Here is a 15,768-nt window from a genome sequence, read left to right as displayed (position 1 = left end):
GAAGTCACCACCGGAGCGTACTTCCGAGAAGACGTCGTTCTCAGAAGTACGTGCGGTCCGGCCCGTCGCCGTCACTGACGGTGTGCCGGAGCCAGGCGTGGATGGTCTGAATCGACTCGGGGGTCAGGTCGCTGTCGTGCGCGTCGGCCGGGTCGATCCAGCGGTGGGCGGTGTGCTCGCCGGACAGGGTGACGGCGCGGTCGGGCGCGGGCACGGCGAAGGTGAGCTGGCGGGCGGCGCGGCCGGAGCCGCTGGTGTAGTCGAAGCCGGCGGCGAAACCAGGATCGATGGTCAGCGGGTGGCGCCAGCCGATCTCTTCGGCCAGTTCGCGCCCGAGCGCCTCCAGAAGGTCCTCACCAGGTTCGACGCCGCCGGAGGGAAGTTCCTCGATGCCGCCCATGAAGTCGCCGGTGGTGCGGCGGAGGATCAGGACCTGGCCGCCGGAGTGTACGACGGCACCGACCACGAGCTTGTCGATCCCGTCGCGGCCAGCGTCGTCGATGAGCTGCTGCAGGTGGGTCACCTGGCCAGCCTAGCCGCGTCCAGGCCGGTCAGGGCCTGCTTCAGGGCGGTGGTGACGGCCACGGCGTAGGTACGGCCGGCCTCGTCGTCCAGGGCGGGCAGGTCCACCCGCACCGCGCAGGCGGCAAGGCGGTCGCTGATCGGGAAGCCGGTCCGGAGAGCTGCCGCCTGGTACTCGGTCACCGGGGACAGTGGTCTGGTGAAGGCCGGGTAGGTGTGCAGGGGCCGCATCGCGTCGCACGTCTCGAACGCCTGACACCCTGCGGTGGTGAGCGCCTGAAGTAGCTCGTCGCGGGTGAAACCGGCACGGGCGGCGTCGATGGCGAAGACGAAGGCGTAGAAGGTGGCAGTGTGACGGGGGCCGGTCGGGGTGAGCACGGTGATGCCGGGCCGATCGGCCAGAATCTCCTCGAACCGGACGGCGTGGTGCCGACGGACAGCCAGCCAGTCATCCAGGCGGTTCAGGTAGATCTCGGCCATGGCCAGGCCGAGGGGATGGGCGCGGTATTTGAGGCCGAGCCCGGTCTCGGCGTAGCGGTACAGCTCCGAGTCGGGGCGGACCTCGGCCAGGGCTCGTTTGTTGAAGTGCCCGAGCAGTGTCGCGCGTTCGTAGAGCTCGCGGTGCGGCGTGGTGAGGATGCCGCCCTCGCCGGCGGTGATGGTCTTCTTGCCCTGCAGACTCCAGCAGGCGGCGTCGGCGAGTTCGCCGACGGACAGGCCGTCGCGCATCGCGCCGTGGGCGTGCGAGCAGTCCTCGATCAGGGCCAGGCCGCGGTTGTCGCACCAGACTCGCATGGCGCGCATGTCCTGTGGATGGCCCCACATGTGGGTGATGACGACCACGCGGGTGGCCGGGGTGATCAGGTCGGCGGCGCGCTCCAGGTCGAGGGCGCCGTCAGGGGTGACGTCGGCCGGTACCGGGGTGACGCCGAGCTGCAGCAGCGGGGTGGCGGTGGCGAAGAAGGTGTAGTCCTGCACGATCGCCTCGTCGCCTGGGCCGAGGCCGAGGGCGTAGTAGGCGGAGTGCAGGGCGGCGGTGCCGGAGGAGGTGAGCAGGGCGTGCCGAGCGTGGTGGCGGGCGGCGAAGGCGTCCTCGACACGGGCGATGATGCCGGAGCGGTCGTAGATGGAGGTGGTGACCTCCAACTGGGCCAGGATCGCGGCGCGCACCTCGTCATCGATAGGGGGCCAGGTCAGGCTGGTCATGATGCCTCCTCCAGGGCAGGGTGGGCGGTCGGGATCGCGGGCACGGGTGCGGGGGCCTGGTGATGCAGGCTGGCGTAGGCAGCCTGCATCAGGGCCACCGCGCCCAGCCCGATCCGAGCCTCGGCCGTGGCGGCGGCTGAGTCGTGGAGCGTGCGGGCGTGGTGGCGCAGCATCGCCGCCTTGGCGTCGTCGTCGGCGTCGGCGGTAATGGTGTGGGTCAGGCCGACATGTTCGCTGACGTGGATGCGGGCCCGCCGACCGCTGATGGTGATGCGGCCGTGCTCGGCGACCAGGTCCACCTCGTCGGCCGGGTCGTCGCAGCGGGACAGCTCGACGCTGCCGCGGCAGCCGCCACCGTGGGTGAGCAGCAGGTGGGCGCGTTCTTCGACCCGCACCTGTGGGCGGTGCGCGGGAGGTTCGGCGGTCTGGGCGTAGACGGTAGCCGCGTCAGGAACGAGCCGGGCGATCAGGTCGAAGGCGTGGTAGCCCAGGTCGCAGACGGCGCCGCCGCCGGAGCGGATCGGGCAAGCCCTCCACGTGTGGGCGTAGTCGCCGGTGGCGCGCAGTATGCGGATCCGGTACGACAGCAGCCGCCCCCAGGTCGGCAGCAGAGCAGTGGCCAGGCGCATCAGCTGGGCGTGCGGGCGGTGGGCCAGCACCCGTACGCCCGGCGCGGGCAGGGTGGCCAGTTCGCGGGCGTCGGCGAGGGACAGCGCGTACGGCTTCTCCTTCCACACCACCACCCCGGCGGCGGCCACGGCCAGGGCAGCGCGCTGGTGGGTGTCGTGCGGACCGGCTACCACGGCGATGTCGTACGCGGCGACGCTCAGCGCTTTGTCGAGGTCGGCGTACACCGTGACGTTGGCGGGCAGCAGCCCGGCCCGGACCAGTTCGGCGACCCGGGCAGTGGTGGCGGGATCCGGGTCGACGACGGCGGCCGGTCGCAGGGGGATGTGCGCAGTAGCCAGCGCGGGCAGCAGCGCGGTCGCGGTGCGGTTGCCCAGCCCGACCAGCAGCAGGCGGTGGGGAGGGACGGTCATGGCGGTCACGAGCGGGTTCTCCTTGTCGTCGGCGGGCTCTACTGCGGGAGCCGTCTGCGTCTAATACGCCGTATCCGCCCAGGCCAGGGCTAGGGTGGCTGGCATAGCACGCAAGGGGTTTGCGTGTTATGCAAAGCGGCTGGCCACAGCGTGTCGCGGCGGTTACGGTGAGGAGTGAGGCTATGCCTCCAGCAGTGGAGGAATCACCGGATGAGCGCGCCTTCGACCCATCGCCCGGCCGGAACCACCGGTCGGGGCCATGGCACGATCGTCCGAAAGGCCCGGCAGGCGGCAGGGCTCACGCTGGCCGAGCTCGGCGTCCGCACCGGATATTCGGCCTCGCAGGTCTCCCGCTATGAGAGAGGCCTGGCTCCGCTCACCGACCTGCTGGTGCTGCGCCGCTTCGCCGCCGCGCTGAACATCGCCCCGCATGCCTTTGGATTGACGCCCGAGGCCGCCTGCACAACCCCCGTGCCGCTCGTCCCGGCAGCCGCGCCGCGCTGTGGAGCTTGGGTCGATAGCGTGGCCCATGGGCATCAGAAGGGAGGATGAGCCGATGCGGCGACGGCAGCTTCTGACGAGCCTGACCCTCACGGCCGCGGCCACCGCCGGGCCCCCGCTGGTGCGCCCTGGTGAGCCCGCCGACGAAGCCGACGCCGGTGGCCTGCTGATCGATCGGGTCCGCGACGCCATGCTGGGTCTCGGCCCCGCACCCGCCGACGTGTCTGCCGAGCATCTTCAGCTCGCGCTGTCCGCCGCGCACACCGACTTCCACAGCTGCCGCTATCTCCGCCTGGCCGACAGGTTGCCGCTGCTGCTGGCCACCGCGCACGCCACCGCCGACGGTACGACCGGCAGCGCCGCGCTGCTGGCCGAGGTCTACACCCTGATCACCCGCATGCTGGTCAAACTCGATGACCAGCAGCTCGGCTGGATGGCCGCCGACCGGGCGCGCGTGCTGGCCGCTGGCGCGGAGCGGCCCCTGCTGGTGGCCGAGGCCGCCCGCCAGATGGCCGTGCTCGCCCGCAAGGCCGGTTGGCACGAGCAGGCCATGACGATCGCGCTGAATGCCGCCGACCACCCCGCCCTTACGGACGCCACTGACCTCCGATACGCCGCTGAACGCGGGCTGCTGCTGCAATCGGCGGCCTACACCGCCGCCCGCGCCGGTGACGCCGCTGGGATGCGCGAACTCACCGGCCAGGCGGCCGCCATCGCCGCCCGTCTCGCCGCGGGTCCGCTGCTGCTGCGCGACCACGGCGGCGGCTTCACCCCGGCCACCGTCCAGCTCCACCGCATCTCCGCCGAATACGCCGCCGGTGATGTCGGTGCCGCGATCGCCGCCGCGCGCCAGCTCCGCCCGGCCGGCCTGCCCACCATTGAACGGCGCGCCCGCTACTACACCGACCTGGCCCGCGCCCACCACCTGGCCGGCTGCCGGGATCAATGCCTGGCCGCCCTGCTGGCCGCCGAACGCCATGCACCGCAGGAGACTCATGCCCGCCCGGCCGTGCGCGACCTCGTCCAGTCCCTGCTGATCACCGGTCGTACCAGCCCGCCGCTGCGCGGCCTGGCCCTGCGCTGCGGCATCACCTGAAGGGCTTGGCCTGGCTTGCCGGTTCGAGTGTTCGCGGACATGGCCGTGTACGCCACGGCCTTGTCCGCCATCTCTGCGGGAGTTCCACGCCGCAGCGCAAGGACTCGGCGACCTGCCGCTCGTGCTGCGGGCCCCTTCGGCTTGCGCCGCCGGCAGCAGGGTCTCCAGCGCGGTGGCGACCAGCGGAGCCTCTGCGCACCCCCGCATGCGTGTCGGCCAGCAGGACCATCAGCTGGTTGGACAGCCGCTGGGCCTGCACCCGCAGGAGCACCACCTGCGCCGCCTCCTCGCCTTCGTCGACGACCTCGTCCCCGACGAAGACGCCCTGGTTCCTGCGGCTCAGTGAGCCGACCTCACCTATCCCCGTATCAATCGCGTCCCTGCTCCTGGCTCATTTCGGGGACCACGACAACGTGAAACACCGTCCTCCCAGGAACACACGGCACACGAGCAACGCCAACGTCGGGCGAAGCCCGACACCAGGAAGAACGTCCGAGCGAAGCGAGGGCCACGCCCTTCAGGCCCACACGCCGTTCCGGCCGTCGGCAGAATCCCTTCCACCAGCGGCCGGATTGCCGACGGGGCGGCGGCATGCGCGCCTGCTTTACAAGGCCCACACCTCAACCACATGGCACACGAGGAACACCGACGTCGGGCGAAGCCCGACGGCAGGAAGGGCGTCCGAGCGAAGCGAGGGCCGTGCCCTTTGGGGGCCTTGAGGGGGACGCGTCCGGCCGGACGGGGCTATTTGACCGACTTCAGGGAGGGGGACAGTTGGTTCAGGAGCCAGGGGATGCCGAGGATCGAGGGGTTGCGGAGTTCGGTGATGGTCGCGTTGTCGACCGGTACGTACACACCTGTGGACTTGACCTTGGCGAAGGCAGGCCCCTTCTCCAGAGTGTCCCGTACCTGCGGTGACGTGAACCCGATCACCGTGAGGTCGGAGGCCAGGCGGTCCGCCTGCTCCGGGCTGAGCCGCCCCGGCTGGGTCTGGCTGGCCGTCTTCTCGTTGCCCTTCAGGGACGCCGTCACCTCCATCCCCAGCGACTGCATGAACCGCACCGCGAAGTCCCCCGGAGCCGAGATGGTGGCGATGGTGTCCGCCGCGTACGCGTAGGAGACGGAGAAGGTCTTGCCCTTGAGGTTGGGGTGGGCGTCCGCCACGGCCTGGATCTTGCCCTCGGTCTCGGCGACGGCGCGGCCGGCGGCGTCGCCCAGGCCGAGTACCGTGCCGACCTGCCCCTGACGGCTCTGCCAGGAGTCTTCGGCCGCGGACTTGCCCGGTGCCAGCGTGGGCGCGATCTGGCTGAGCCTGGTGTAGTGCTTGGCGATGGCGTAGTCGCCGGTCGCGAGGATCAGGTCCGGCCGCAGGGCCGCGATCTCCTCGAAGGAGATGTCCGGGGCGGCGTTGAACAGCTTGGTGCCGGGGGTCAGCTTGCCGGTGAGCCAGGGACTGACACCCGCCTTGTCACCGAACGGGTCTTTCGGCGCGCCCACGGGCGTGACGCCGATCGACAGGGCCGCGTCGAGGTCCATCGCGCTGAGGGCGACCACGCGTTGTGGCGCCGCCTGCACCGTGGTCTCGCCCAGGGAGTGCTTGACCTTCACCGGGAACGCCCCGGCCTGCGCGGAAGCGGAGGATGAGGCAGCAGCAGGAGCGGACCCCTTCGTCGCATCCGCCGCCCCGCCACCGGTACCACCGCACGCGGTGAGCGCGAGGCACAGCAAACCGGTGGCTAACAGCGCGCCGCCACCGAAGCCCTTTGACCCGGACCGTCGTGTCATTTCGTCCGCCCCTCCATGATCTGCATTGCCAGGCAATTTTACGACGCACTGTAATTAATAGGCAAGGCTTACCTAATTTCGCCGCCGACGAGTGAGCAGCCAGGCCAGGTACGCCCCGCCCGTCAGCCCCGTGGCCAGCCCCGCGGGCACCTCGATCGACGGCACCACCCACTGGACCGCCACGTCGGCCCCTTGGAGCAGCAGCGCGCCGGTGAGCGCCGACGCGCCGATGCCCGGCCCCGGGTCCCGGGTGAGCAGCCGGGCGACCTGCGGGGCGGCCAGCGCCACGAAGGTGATCGGCCCCGCCGAGGCCGTCGCCACACCGACCAGCGCGACCCCGGTGAGCAGGGCCAACGCGCGGGTGCGGGTGGGCGAGACCCCGAGCGCCTGGGCGGTCTCGTCGCCGAGCCCGATCAGGCCGATGCGCCGGCTCTGCGCCATCGCGGCCGGAACCAGTACGGCCAGGCTCACCGCGACCGGGACGACGTGCTCCCAGCCCCGGCCGTTGAGCGTGCCGGTGAGCCAGAGTTGCGCGCTTTCGGCGTCCTCCAAACGGGCGCGGGTGAGCAGCCAGGCGTTGAAGGAGTACGCCATCGCCGAGACGCCGATGCCGACGACGATCACACGGTTGCCGTGCAGGCCGTCCCGCCGGCACACCGCGTACACGATGAGCGCGGTCAGCGAGCCGCCGGCGAAGGCGGCCAGCGAGGTCTCCAGCGGGCCGCCCCGCCACCACAGCAGGAACAGCAGCGCGCCGGTCGCCGCGCCGTTGCCGAAGCCCACGATGTCGGGGCTGCCGAGCGGGTTGCGGGTCACCGACTGGAAGAGCGCCCCGGAGACGCCGAGGGCGGCGCCGACGAGCAGGCCGTCCAGTCCGCGCGGGACCCGTAGTTCCATGATGATGAAGCGCTGACCGGCGTCGCCCCCGCCCGCGAGGACGCGTACCACGTCGGCGAGCGGCACCGCCAGGTCGCCCGTGGCGCAGCCGATGGCGAAGGTGAGCGCCGAGGCCGCGGCCAGGGCCAGGCCGACGACCAGCCGCCGCGGGTTCAGCCGGAGCGAGACCGTTCCGGCGCGTAGCGCGACGTCGCCGCGCGGCCCGGCGGCCATCCATCCGCGCTGCGCGTGCCGCAGCCTGGGCGACGCCGTCATGGCCGCCCCTGCCCGGCCCGCCGACTCACGATCACAAACCTGCACACGCCAAAGGCCACGGCCGCCCACCCACCACACCACGCGGAACACCGCCACGCCGGGGGCGTCATGGCCGGCGCAGCCGGGCGCGGCGGCTGAGGATCATGAGGGCGGGTGCGCCGAGGAACGCGGTGACGATGCCGACCTCCAGTTCGGCGGGGCGGGCCGACCAGCGTCCGAGGACGTCGGCGGAGAGCAGCAGCAGCGCGCCGAGCGCGGCGGAGTAGCCGAACGTACGGGCGTGCGCGAAGCCGCCGAGGGCGCGGGCCAGATGGGGTACGGCCAGGCCCACGAACGCGATCGGGCCGACGGCCGCGGTCACCGCCCCGCACAGCAGGGTGACGGCGAGCGCGCCGGACAGCCGGGTCATGCCGACCCGCGCGCCGAGCGCGGCGGCGCCGTCCTCGCCGATGGCCATGGCGTCCAGCGGCCGGGTGACCGCCGCGGCCAGCAGCGCGCCCGCGCCGAGGAACGGCAGGACCTGCCAGAGTACGGTGGCGTCGCGCCCGGCCAGCGAGCCGACCGTCCAGAACCGGAACGCGTCGAACACGTCCGGCCGGATGAGCAGGACCGCCGAGGTGAGCGCGGTGAGCGCGGCGGCCACGGCCATCCCGGCGAGCACCAGCCGGGTGGGGGTCGCGCCGCCGGGCCCGGCCGCGCCGAGCAGGTGGACCAGGCCCGCCACCGCCGCGGCACCGATCAGCGCGAACCAGACATAGCCCGTGAACGTCTGCAAACCAGCGAAGCCGATGGCGACCACGACGGCGGCCGAGGCCCCGGCGTTGACGCCCAGGATGCCGGGATCGGCGAGCGGGTTGCGGGTCAGGGACTGCATCAGCGCCCCGGCGAGGCCAAGCGCCGCCCCGGCCACCAGGCCCAGCCCAGTGCGCGGCAGCCGCGACTCGCGGATCAGCCGCTCGTCGGGCGTGCCGTGCGGGTCGAACAGCGCGTCCAGGACCGTGCCTGCGGCGACCGGCCTGGCCCCGACCGCGACGGACGCCAGCGCGACCACCAGCAGCGTCACCAGGAGGACGAGCACCACCAGAGCCGTCGCCCCACGCCCGCGCCCCACCTGGCGGGCCTCGCTCGGCCCTGCCCGCTCCCGGTGCTCCACGCCGACCGCACCCATGCCCCTCCCTCAAATTGCTAAGGTAAGGCTAACCTATAAGTGACAGGTTGTTACAATAGCCTGTGCGGCTTTTCGGCCTGCCGCACGAGGAGGGGCAAGTGAGCACGAGCACCGTGCGGTGTCAGGCGATCGGATCGCTGTTACGCCCGGGCCATCTGGTGTCGGCCCGAGCGGAGTTCAAGGCCGGGCGGATCACCCCGGCCGAGGTCAAGGCCGCCGAGGACCGCGCCGCCGTGGAGGCGTTACGGCTCCAGGAGGCGGCGGGCCTCGATGTGGTCAACGACGGTGAGATGCGGCGTTCGTCGTTCATGGACCACCTGCTGGCCACGGTCCCCGGCGCGCTCGACCACGAGGCCCCGATCGAGGCGGGCGATGAGGCGGGCGGCGCGTACACCGTGGACAACCCCATCGTCGTGGTCGAGCGGATCACCCCGGCCCGCAACATCGGCGTCGAGGAGTACGTCTACCTGCGCGGCCGTACCGACCGCCCGATCAAGATCACCATGCCGAGCCCGCTCATGCTCTACGCCTTCTGGTCGGCCGAGCGCAGCCGCGCGGCCTACCCCGACCCCTTCGACCTCTTCGCCGACTGGACCGCGCTGCTGCGCGCCCAGATCGAGGAGCTGGCGGCCCTCGGCTGCACCCGCGTCCAGATCGACGCCCCCGACATGGCCCTCCTGGTGGACGAGGAGCAGCGGCGGCAGCGCGAGGCCCTGGGCATCTCGGTCGACCGGACCATCGCCGACGGCTGCGCGCTGATCGACTCGCTGGCCGCCACCCCCGGCGTCTCGGTCTCACTCCACCTGTGCAAGGGCAACTTCCGCAGCATGTGGGCGGCCTCGGGCGGCTACGACCTGCTGGCGAAGCAGATCTTCGACCGCACCCCGCACGTGGACGCCTACCTGCTGGAGTACGACGACGAGCGGTCCGGCGACTTCGCCCCACTGACGGCCCTGCCCGACGACAAGAGCGTCGTGCTCGGGCTCGTGTCCACCAAACGCGACGAGGTGGAACCGCTCGACGCGCTGCTCGCCCGCGTCGGCGACGCCGCGCGCTATGTCGGCCGCGACCGGATCGGAGTGTCGCCGCAGTGCGGCTTCGCCTCCATCGCCGCGGGCGCCAACCTGATCAGCCCGGCCACCCAGGCCGCCAAGCTCTTCCGGGTGGCCGAGCTCGCCGCCGCCCTCTGACGGCCCGCCGCGTTCGTGACGGCCGCTACCCCATCGTGTGATGAAACGATGACAACGCGGCCGATCGCCGCAGGCGGCTGCTTGCCTGATGGCCATGCAAGCGACGAACCTCTCGGCAGGCTCCCCCGTTTCCCGGATGTCAGCGGTCCTGGCCGTCGCGCTCGCGCTGGCCGGGTGCGGCGTGTCCAAGGGCGGCACATCGGCCGGTACGGCGGCGGCCCCGACCCCGGCCGCCGCCGTCAGGGTGTTGTGGATGGGCGACTCCATCGCGGGCGCGCAGGCCCCGGCCGTGGCGGCGGCGCTGAAGGCCGCCGGGGCCACGGTCAAGGACGCCACCTCCGCCGGCGGCGGCAACGTCGTCGCCGGTGACCACGAGGTGACCGTCATGGGGGCCGCGGACACCTGGAAGCGGCTGCGGCAGGACATCACCTCCTTCCGCCCGACGGTGATCGCGTACCAGATCACCGCCTACGACTGGGGCACCACCCGCCAGCAGCTCGCCGCCTACCGCAAGCTGGTCCGGACGGCCGGAGACGCGAAGGCCAGGCTCGTCCTGGTGTCCGCCCCGCCGTTCAAGATCGACGACTTCTTCCGGCCGTACGAGAAGGCGATCAGAAGCGCCCCCGCGATGGCCGCCAAAGCCGCCAAAGCCGCCAAGGCCACCGATGCCGCCGATGCCGCGAAAGCCCACTACCTGGACGCCACCGAACTGTGGGGAGACGACCCCGCCGCCGACCGGGCCCAGCGCGCCAAGGACGGCATCCACTCCTGCCAGCAGGGATCGGCGGCCTTCGCCGCGTGGTTCGCCAAGCGGCTCGGCGCGCTGACCGGCTTCGCCCCGGCCGCCCCCGCCGCGTGGGCCACCGGCCCGTGGACCGCCGACGAGCGTTTCGGCAAACTCGGCTGCGGCTGATGACCACGGCCCCGCGCCGCCCGCACATCGGCGCGCTGGACGGCCTGCGCGGGCTCGCCGTCGCCGCCGTCCTGCTGTTCCACGCCGGGCACCTGCGCGGCGGGTTCCTCGGCGTGGACCTGTTCTTCGTGCTGTCCGGCTTCCTGATCACCGGCCTGCTGCTCAAGGAGCCCACCGGCCTGCCGGCCTTCTGGGCGCGCAGGGCCCGCCGCCTGCTGCCCGCGCTGACCGTCATGGTCGTCGGGACGCTCCTGCTGGCCTGGGCGTTCGCCGGTCCGGCCATGCTGCGGTCCGCCCTCCAGGACGCTCCCTGGGTGGCCGCCCAGAGCGCGAACTGGCACTTCATCGCCGAACGGATCGGCTACTGGAACGCGTCCGGCACCCGCCTGTTCGCGCACCTGTGGAGCATCGGCGTCGAGTGGCAGTTCTATCTGGCCTGGCCGGTGGTGGTGGCGGTGGCCGGGAGAGGGCCGTGGGGACAGCGGCGGATCGCACTGATCGCGGGGGCGGGCGCGCTGGCCTCGCTGTTCCTGATGATCAGGCTGGGCGCGGCGGTGGACACGACCCGCGCCTACGAAGGTACCGACACCCGGGCGTTCTCCCTGCTCCTCGGCTCGGTGGCGGCCACCGCGCCGGTCCGGGGCGTCGTGGCCAGGTTGTCCCGGAGAGCCGTGGACGTGATCTCTGTCCCGCTGCTGTGCGGGCTGCTCGCCGCCTGGGCGCTGACCGGCGGCGAGAAGGCCCCGGGGCTGTTCCAGGGCGGGATGTTCGCGCACTCGCTGGCCTGTGCCGTACTGATCGCGCTGCTGGCCCACGCGCCCGGCGGTCTGGTGGGCCGGGCGGCGGGCAGCGCCGTACCGCGCCGGCTCGGCGAGGTCTCCTACAGCCTGTACCTGTGGCACTGGCCGGTCTACCTGCTGCTTCCCCGGCCCCTCGGCGGGCTCGACGGCCGGCTCTGGACCGTGACCGCGATCGGGGTGTCGCTCGCGGCTGCGGTAGTGTCGAAGGTCCTCGTCGAGGACCCGGTACGGCTGCGCGCCCCGTGGGCCGCCGGGCGGCGCGGATGGGCGGCGCTGAGCGCCGCGGCGCTGGTCACGGCGGGGCTGTGGGCGGCGATACCGCGGCCGGAGCCCGGTGCCGGAACGGTCGATGTGAGCAGGCTCGACCTGCCCTAGCCGGAGAGATCATGGGCAACAACGATGGCGGACGCACGCCGCGCCGCGCGGCGGCCGTCCTGGTCGCGGCGGCGGCGCTGGCGGCCTGCGGCATCACCGACACCGGCGTCCACTCCGCCGGTCCCCCGGCCAGGGGCGGCCTGACCGAGAGCAGCGGACGTCTGCTGCGGGTGTACTTCGTCACCCGTCAGGGCACCTGGCCGGTGTCCCGGCCGGCCCTGGCCGGAGACCTGCTGCCCCAGGCCATGGCGGCGCTGCGGGCCGGTCCCACGGCGGCCGAGCGGGCCCGCGGGCTGGAGACCAGGCTGCCCGCGACGGCACGGCCGGTGCGGGCGAGCGCGTCCGGCGGCCGGGTGGCACTGCGCCTGCCCTGGCAGGTCCGTGACCTGCCCGCGGTGGCGGTGAGCCAGTTGGTCTGCACGGCGGCCACGGCCGCCGACGCCTCCGTCGTGGACGTCTTCGAGCCGCGCATGGGCGACACCCCGTGGCCGGTCCGGTGCGACCCCGATGGAGCGGCCGTCCCGGCCGATCGGAAGGGCGTCTCATGAGCCGGGTGTTGCTGATCGAGGACGATCCGGCCGTGCGGCGCGGGGTGAGTCTCGGGCTGCGGCATCGGGGCCATGAGGTCCTGGTGGTCTCGACCGGGGAGGACGGCCTGGCCGAACTGGTCGCGAGCGCCCCCGACGTCGTGCTGCTGGACCTGATGCTGCCCGGCATGAGCGGCCTCGCCACCTGCCGCCGCATCCGCGCCTTCAGCCAGGTGCCCATCGTGATCCTCTCCGCGCGCGCCGATGACGTGGACGTCGTCGTGGGCCTGGAGGCCGGGGCGGACGACTACGTGATCAAGCCCGCCAGCGGCGAGGTCATCGAGGCCCGCATCCGCGCGGTGCTCCGCCGTACCGCGCAGTCCGCCTCGCCTGGCCAGGCGGCCCGCACCGCGCACGGTGACCTGCTCATCGACCGGATCGCGCTGCGCGTGCTCAAACACGGCACCGAACTCGCGCTCGCCCCGACCGAGCTGAAACTGCTGCTGTTCCTGTCGGCCGCCCCCGAGCAGACCTTCAGCCGCCAGCAGCTCCTCGAACAGGTCTGGGAGCACGCGTTCCACGGTGACTACCGGCTGGTCGACGCGTGCGTGATGCGGCTGCGGGCCAAGATCGAGGACGACCCGCGCAGCCCCCGTTACATCCAGACCGTGCGCGGCTTCGGCTACCGGTTCGGTCCGCTGTGATCCGCCCGCGCCTCGCCCGCGGTTTGCGCACGCACCTGGTCCTGGCGTTCCTGCTGGTCTCCGCGCTCAGCGCGGTGACCGCCGCCGCGATCACCTTCCGCCAGGGCCGCACCGCGATCGTGGAACGCGCCCAGGCCGACGTACTCCAGGAGTTGCGCGCGCACCTCGGCTCCCGCGCGCCCGACCTGCCCGCCGACCCCACCGTGCCGGACCTGCGCACCCTGGCGGTGCAGCTCGACCGCGCGGCCGGTCCGCGCGGCTGGCGTACCGCCCTTTCGTACGGCGGCGGCCCGCTGATCAGCGCGGGGGCGCAGGCCCCGCCGCTGCCCGCGCCGCTGCGCGCCCGCGCGGTCTCGGCGACCACGGCGCTGGCCCAGCGTTTCCACCACGACCGCACGCCGTGGCTGGCCGTGGCCCTGCCGGTGATCCCCGACGACCGCCCCGGCGACGGCCCGCCGCTCGTCGTCTACGCGTCCTTCTCCCTGGCCTCCCAGCAGCAGGACGTGGACACCCTGGCCGCCGCCGCCCGCGCCGGGGCGCTGCCGGTGGCGCTGGCCGCCGTCATCCCGGCGCTGCTGGCCGCGCGCCGGTTGCTGCGCCCGGTACGGCGGCTGCGGACCGCCGCCGAGCGGATGGCGGCGGGCGTACTGGACACCCGGGTCAGCGTGACCGGCGACGACGAACTCGCCGACCTCGCCCGCACCTTCAACACCATGGCGGCCACGCTTGCGGCCGACGCGGCGGCGCTGCGCGCCATGGAGGCGCGGGCGCGCAGGTTCGCCGCCGACGTCTCGCACGAGTTGCGCACGCCGCTGGCGGCCATGTCGGCCGTGACCGAGGTTCTGGACGCCGACGCCGCCTCCGGCCGGCTCGCCCCGCTCACCGCGGAGGCGCTGAACCTGGTCTCCGAGGAGACGCGCAAGCTCACCCGCCTGGTCGAGGACCTGATCGAGGTGTCCCGCTTCGACGCGGGCGCCGCCGTACTCCACCTCGACGAGGTCGATCTCGGCGAGCTGATCGCCAAGACGCTGGCGCTGCGGCACTGGCATGAGCGGGTGCGCGCCGACGTGCCCGAGGGGGTACGAGCCCGGCTCGACCCGCGCCGCGTCGATGTCATCCTCGCCAACCTCGCCGGCAACGCGCTACGGCACGGCGGCCCTGACGTGTCGGTGCTCATCCAGGTCCGGACGGCCGATACCGGCCAGATCGTCATCACCGTCTCCGACGACGGCCCCGGCATCCCGCCCGGCCTGCTGCCGAACGTCTTCGACCGCTTCACCAAGGGCGACGCCGCCCGCACCCGGACCGAAGGCAGCGGCCTCGGCCTCGCCATCGCCGCCGAGAACGCCCGCCTGCACGGCGGCACCCTCACCGCCGCCAACGCCGCGTCCGGCGGCGCGATATTCACACTCGTCCTGCCCGGAGCCGGTGATTGAGCAGGCAATAAAGCGTTGACAATGGCACACCCGAAAAACGGCGGTGCCAATTATCCGATAACGGCCATCGGGCCGGAAACCGGCGAGTCGGGACCGGTGGGCCGAAAGCACAGTTGAGAGCACTATCGGGATGGCAGTAATGCCGTCCGAATTTCGGCTTATGGGCACATTGTGAAGATACGACGCCACAACGTATTATCGCGCCGAACCGGCTGTCGCGCTTCGCGGCTTATGACTCGCATGCTTCATTTCCGTCCAGGCATGGCGATGGCCGGTTCTTGGCGCTTCAGATCGGCACGACGCCCAGTACCACCGACCGGGGTGTTCCGCATGGCCGCCGTCGGGTTTGGGTGTGTTCGCTCTCCGAAAAGACAGGAGCCGGTCGGCTCCCGCCCGAGAGGACACCGAGGACCATGTCTGATTCGCTCTCCTACCGTAGTGCGTTCGGTAACTGGGAACAGCGCGCGAGTGTGCGCACCGGCCCGCGACGCACGATCGACTCGAACGAAAAGGTGATCTACTTTCCGCCGGAGCTGGTGCCCATCAGCAGTCATCCGCTCGTGACGGCCCGCCAGGACGGTACCGAGACCCGCCTGCTCACCCGCCGGCTGTATCAGTACCTCCATTTCACCAGCGAGCTGGAGGCCCTCGCGGTCATGCCCGTGGCCCAGCTCATCTCCCGGGGAGTGGCGGGCATCGACCTGCCCGCCAACATGCGCGAGGACGCCTTCAAGATCGTCACGGACGAGGCCTGGCACGCCCAGTTCTCCTACGACCTGCTCCGCCAGGTCGAGACCCAGAGCGGCCTCCCGGCCGGGGAGATCGGGGACCCGAGCTTCCTGTCCCGGCTCAGCAAGATCGGGCAGCGCATGGACCCGAGCCTGCGCGGGTTACAGGACCTGCTGTTCTGCGTGGTCAGCGAGACGTTGATCTCGGCGATCCTGACCAACCTGCCGCAGGACGACCGGCTCCCGGACGGTGTGCGGGAACTGGTCCAGGACCATGCGCTGGACGAGGGTAAGCACCACGCCTACTTCCGGGACTTCCTCAAGTACTTCTGGCACGCCCTTAGCAAGAGTGAGCGGCGTGCGGTCGGCCCGTATGTGCCCGAGTTGGTGTACGCCTTCCTGGAGCCCGACTATGCGATGTTCGAGCAAGGCTTGCTGGCCGAAGGCTTCACGCCCGAGGAGGCCCGGCAGATCGTCACCGAGTCGTATCCTCGGGCGACGGTCCGCGCCGACGTCGCGCAGGCGGGCAAGCCGGTGACCCGGTACCTCACCGAACTCGGCGCGATGGACGACGGCCGGACCCACGCCGCGTTCACCGAGCACAAGCTGCTCATGGGCTGACCGG

General features: G+C 72.2%; 16 protein-coding genes. 10 read left to right on the top strand and 6 right to left on the bottom strand.

Annotated elements, in window-relative coordinates; genetic code table 11:
- Nucleotides 1-40: 40 nt before the first annotated feature.
- The 3 genes from ACH34R_RS23220 to ACH34R_RS23210 are packed head-to-tail and all read right to left on the bottom strand — an operon-like array spanning nt 41 to nt 2,768.
- Nucleotides 41-523 carry an NUDIX domain-containing protein gene (locus ACH34R_RS23220; protein ID WP_397563601.1) on the bottom strand — a complete coding sequence of 161 codons (483 nt, stop codon included), beginning with the start codon at nt 521-523 and terminating at the stop codon, nt 41-43.
- Entirely contained in the window at nt 520-1,728 is a 1,209-nt protein-coding gene (locus tag ACH34R_RS23215) for a DegT/DnrJ/EryC1/StrS family aminotransferase (protein ID WP_397563600.1), read from the bottom strand. Before ACH34R_RS23215 ends, ACH34R_RS23220 begins: the two co-directional genes overlap by 4 nt.
- The gene (locus ACH34R_RS23210) at nt 1,725-2,768 is read right to left on the bottom strand and encodes a Gfo/Idh/MocA family protein (protein ID WP_397563755.1); all 1,044 of its coding nucleotides are present in this window, start codon (nt 2,766-2,768) and stop codon (nt 1,725-1,727) included. Before ACH34R_RS23210 ends, ACH34R_RS23215 begins: the two co-directional genes overlap by 4 nt.
- 210 nt (nt 2,769-2,978) lie before the next feature.
- Between ACH34R_RS23210 and ACH34R_RS23205 the strand changes: the two genes are divergently transcribed.
- The 3 genes from ACH34R_RS23205 (at nt 2,979) to ACH34R_RS23195 (ending at nt 4,711) form a co-directional block, all read left to right on the top strand.
- Nucleotides 2,979-3,320 carry a multiprotein-bridging factor 1 family protein gene (locus ACH34R_RS23205; RefSeq protein WP_397563599.1) on the top strand — a complete coding sequence of 114 codons (342 nt, stop codon included), beginning with the start codon at nt 2,979-2,981 and terminating at the stop codon, nt 3,318-3,320.
- A 4-nt stretch (nt 3,321-3,324) separates the two neighbouring features.
- The gene (locus ACH34R_RS23200; RefSeq protein ID WP_397563598.1) at nt 3,325-4,365 is read left to right on the top strand and encodes a hypothetical protein; all 1,041 of its coding nucleotides are present in this window, start codon (nt 3,325-3,327) and stop codon (nt 4,363-4,365) included.
- A 205-nt stretch (nt 4,366-4,570) separates the two neighbouring features.
- Nucleotides 4,571-4,711, top strand: coding sequence for a hypothetical protein (locus tag ACH34R_RS23195; RefSeq protein ID WP_397563597.1), 141 nt, complete (start codon nt 4,571-4,573; stop codon nt 4,709-4,711).
- A 398-nt stretch (nt 4,712-5,109) separates the two neighbouring features.
- On the opposite strand, the gene ACH34R_RS23190 is transcribed toward ACH34R_RS23195, so the two are convergent.
- The 3 genes from ACH34R_RS23190 to ACH34R_RS23180 form a co-directional block, all read right to left on the bottom strand.
- Complete coding sequence (locus tag ACH34R_RS23190) at nt 5,110-5,973, bottom strand: ABC transporter substrate-binding protein (protein ID WP_397563596.1); 864 nt, start codon at nt 5,971-5,973, stop codon at nt 5,110-5,112.
- A 249-nt stretch (nt 5,974-6,222) separates the two neighbouring features.
- The gene (locus tag ACH34R_RS23185) at nt 6,223-7,302 is read right to left on the bottom strand and encodes a FecCD family ABC transporter permease (protein ID WP_397563595.1); all 1,080 of its coding nucleotides are present in this window, start codon (nt 7,300-7,302) and stop codon (nt 6,223-6,225) included.
- A gap of 106 nt (nt 7,303-7,408) precedes the next feature.
- On the bottom strand, nt 7,409-8,470 hold the full coding sequence (locus ACH34R_RS23180; RefSeq protein WP_397563594.1) for an iron chelate uptake ABC transporter family permease subunit: 1,062 nt from the start codon (nt 8,468-8,470) through the stop codon (nt 7,409-7,411).
- 98 nt (nt 8,471-8,568) lie between these two features.
- Here ACH34R_RS23180 and ACH34R_RS23175 point away from each other — a divergent pair, with 98 nt between their 5' ends.
- From ACH34R_RS23175 to ACH34R_RS23145, 7 genes are all read left to right on the top strand, one after another.
- Complete coding sequence (locus ACH34R_RS23175) at nt 8,569-9,660, top strand: cobalamin-independent methionine synthase II family protein (RefSeq protein WP_397563593.1); 1,092 nt, start codon at nt 8,569-8,571, stop codon at nt 9,658-9,660.
- A gap of 136 nt (nt 9,661-9,796) precedes the next feature.
- Nucleotides 9,797-10,573 carry an SGNH hydrolase domain-containing protein gene (locus ACH34R_RS23170; protein WP_397563592.1) on the top strand — a complete coding sequence of 259 codons (777 nt, stop codon included), beginning with the start codon at nt 9,797-9,799 and terminating at the stop codon, nt 10,571-10,573.
- Nucleotides 10,573-11,748, top strand: a complete 1,176-nt coding sequence (locus ACH34R_RS23165; protein WP_397563590.1) for an acyltransferase family protein — start codon at nt 10,573-10,575, stop codon at nt 11,746-11,748. Before ACH34R_RS23170 ends, ACH34R_RS23165 begins: the two co-directional genes overlap by 1 nt.
- Nucleotides 11,749-11,759: 11 nt before the next feature.
- On the top strand, nt 11,760-12,296 hold the full coding sequence (locus ACH34R_RS23160; protein ID WP_397563589.1) for a hypothetical protein: 537 nt from the start codon (nt 11,760-11,762) through the stop codon (nt 12,294-12,296).
- Complete coding sequence (locus ACH34R_RS23155) at nt 12,293-12,979, top strand: response regulator transcription factor (protein ID WP_397563588.1); 687 nt, start codon at nt 12,293-12,295, stop codon at nt 12,977-12,979. Before ACH34R_RS23160 ends, ACH34R_RS23155 begins: the two co-directional genes overlap by 4 nt.
- Entirely contained in the window at nt 12,976-14,415 is a 1,440-nt protein-coding gene (locus ACH34R_RS23150; RefSeq protein WP_397563587.1) for an ATP-binding protein, read from the top strand. Before ACH34R_RS23155 ends, ACH34R_RS23150 begins: the two co-directional genes overlap by 4 nt.
- 413 nt (nt 14,416-14,828) lie before the next feature.
- Complete coding sequence (locus ACH34R_RS23145; RefSeq protein WP_397563586.1) at nt 14,829-15,764, top strand: diiron oxygenase; 936 nt, start codon at nt 14,829-14,831, stop codon at nt 15,762-15,764.
- Nucleotides 15,765-15,768 lie beyond the last annotated feature (4 nt).

The organism is Spongiactinospora sp. 9N601 (genome assembly GCF_044326295.1).
Classification (GTDB): Bacteria; Actinomycetota; Actinomycetes; order Streptosporangiales; family Streptosporangiaceae; genus Spongiactinospora; species Spongiactinospora gelatinilytica.
This window is presented reverse-complemented; position numbering and strand designations above follow the sequence as displayed.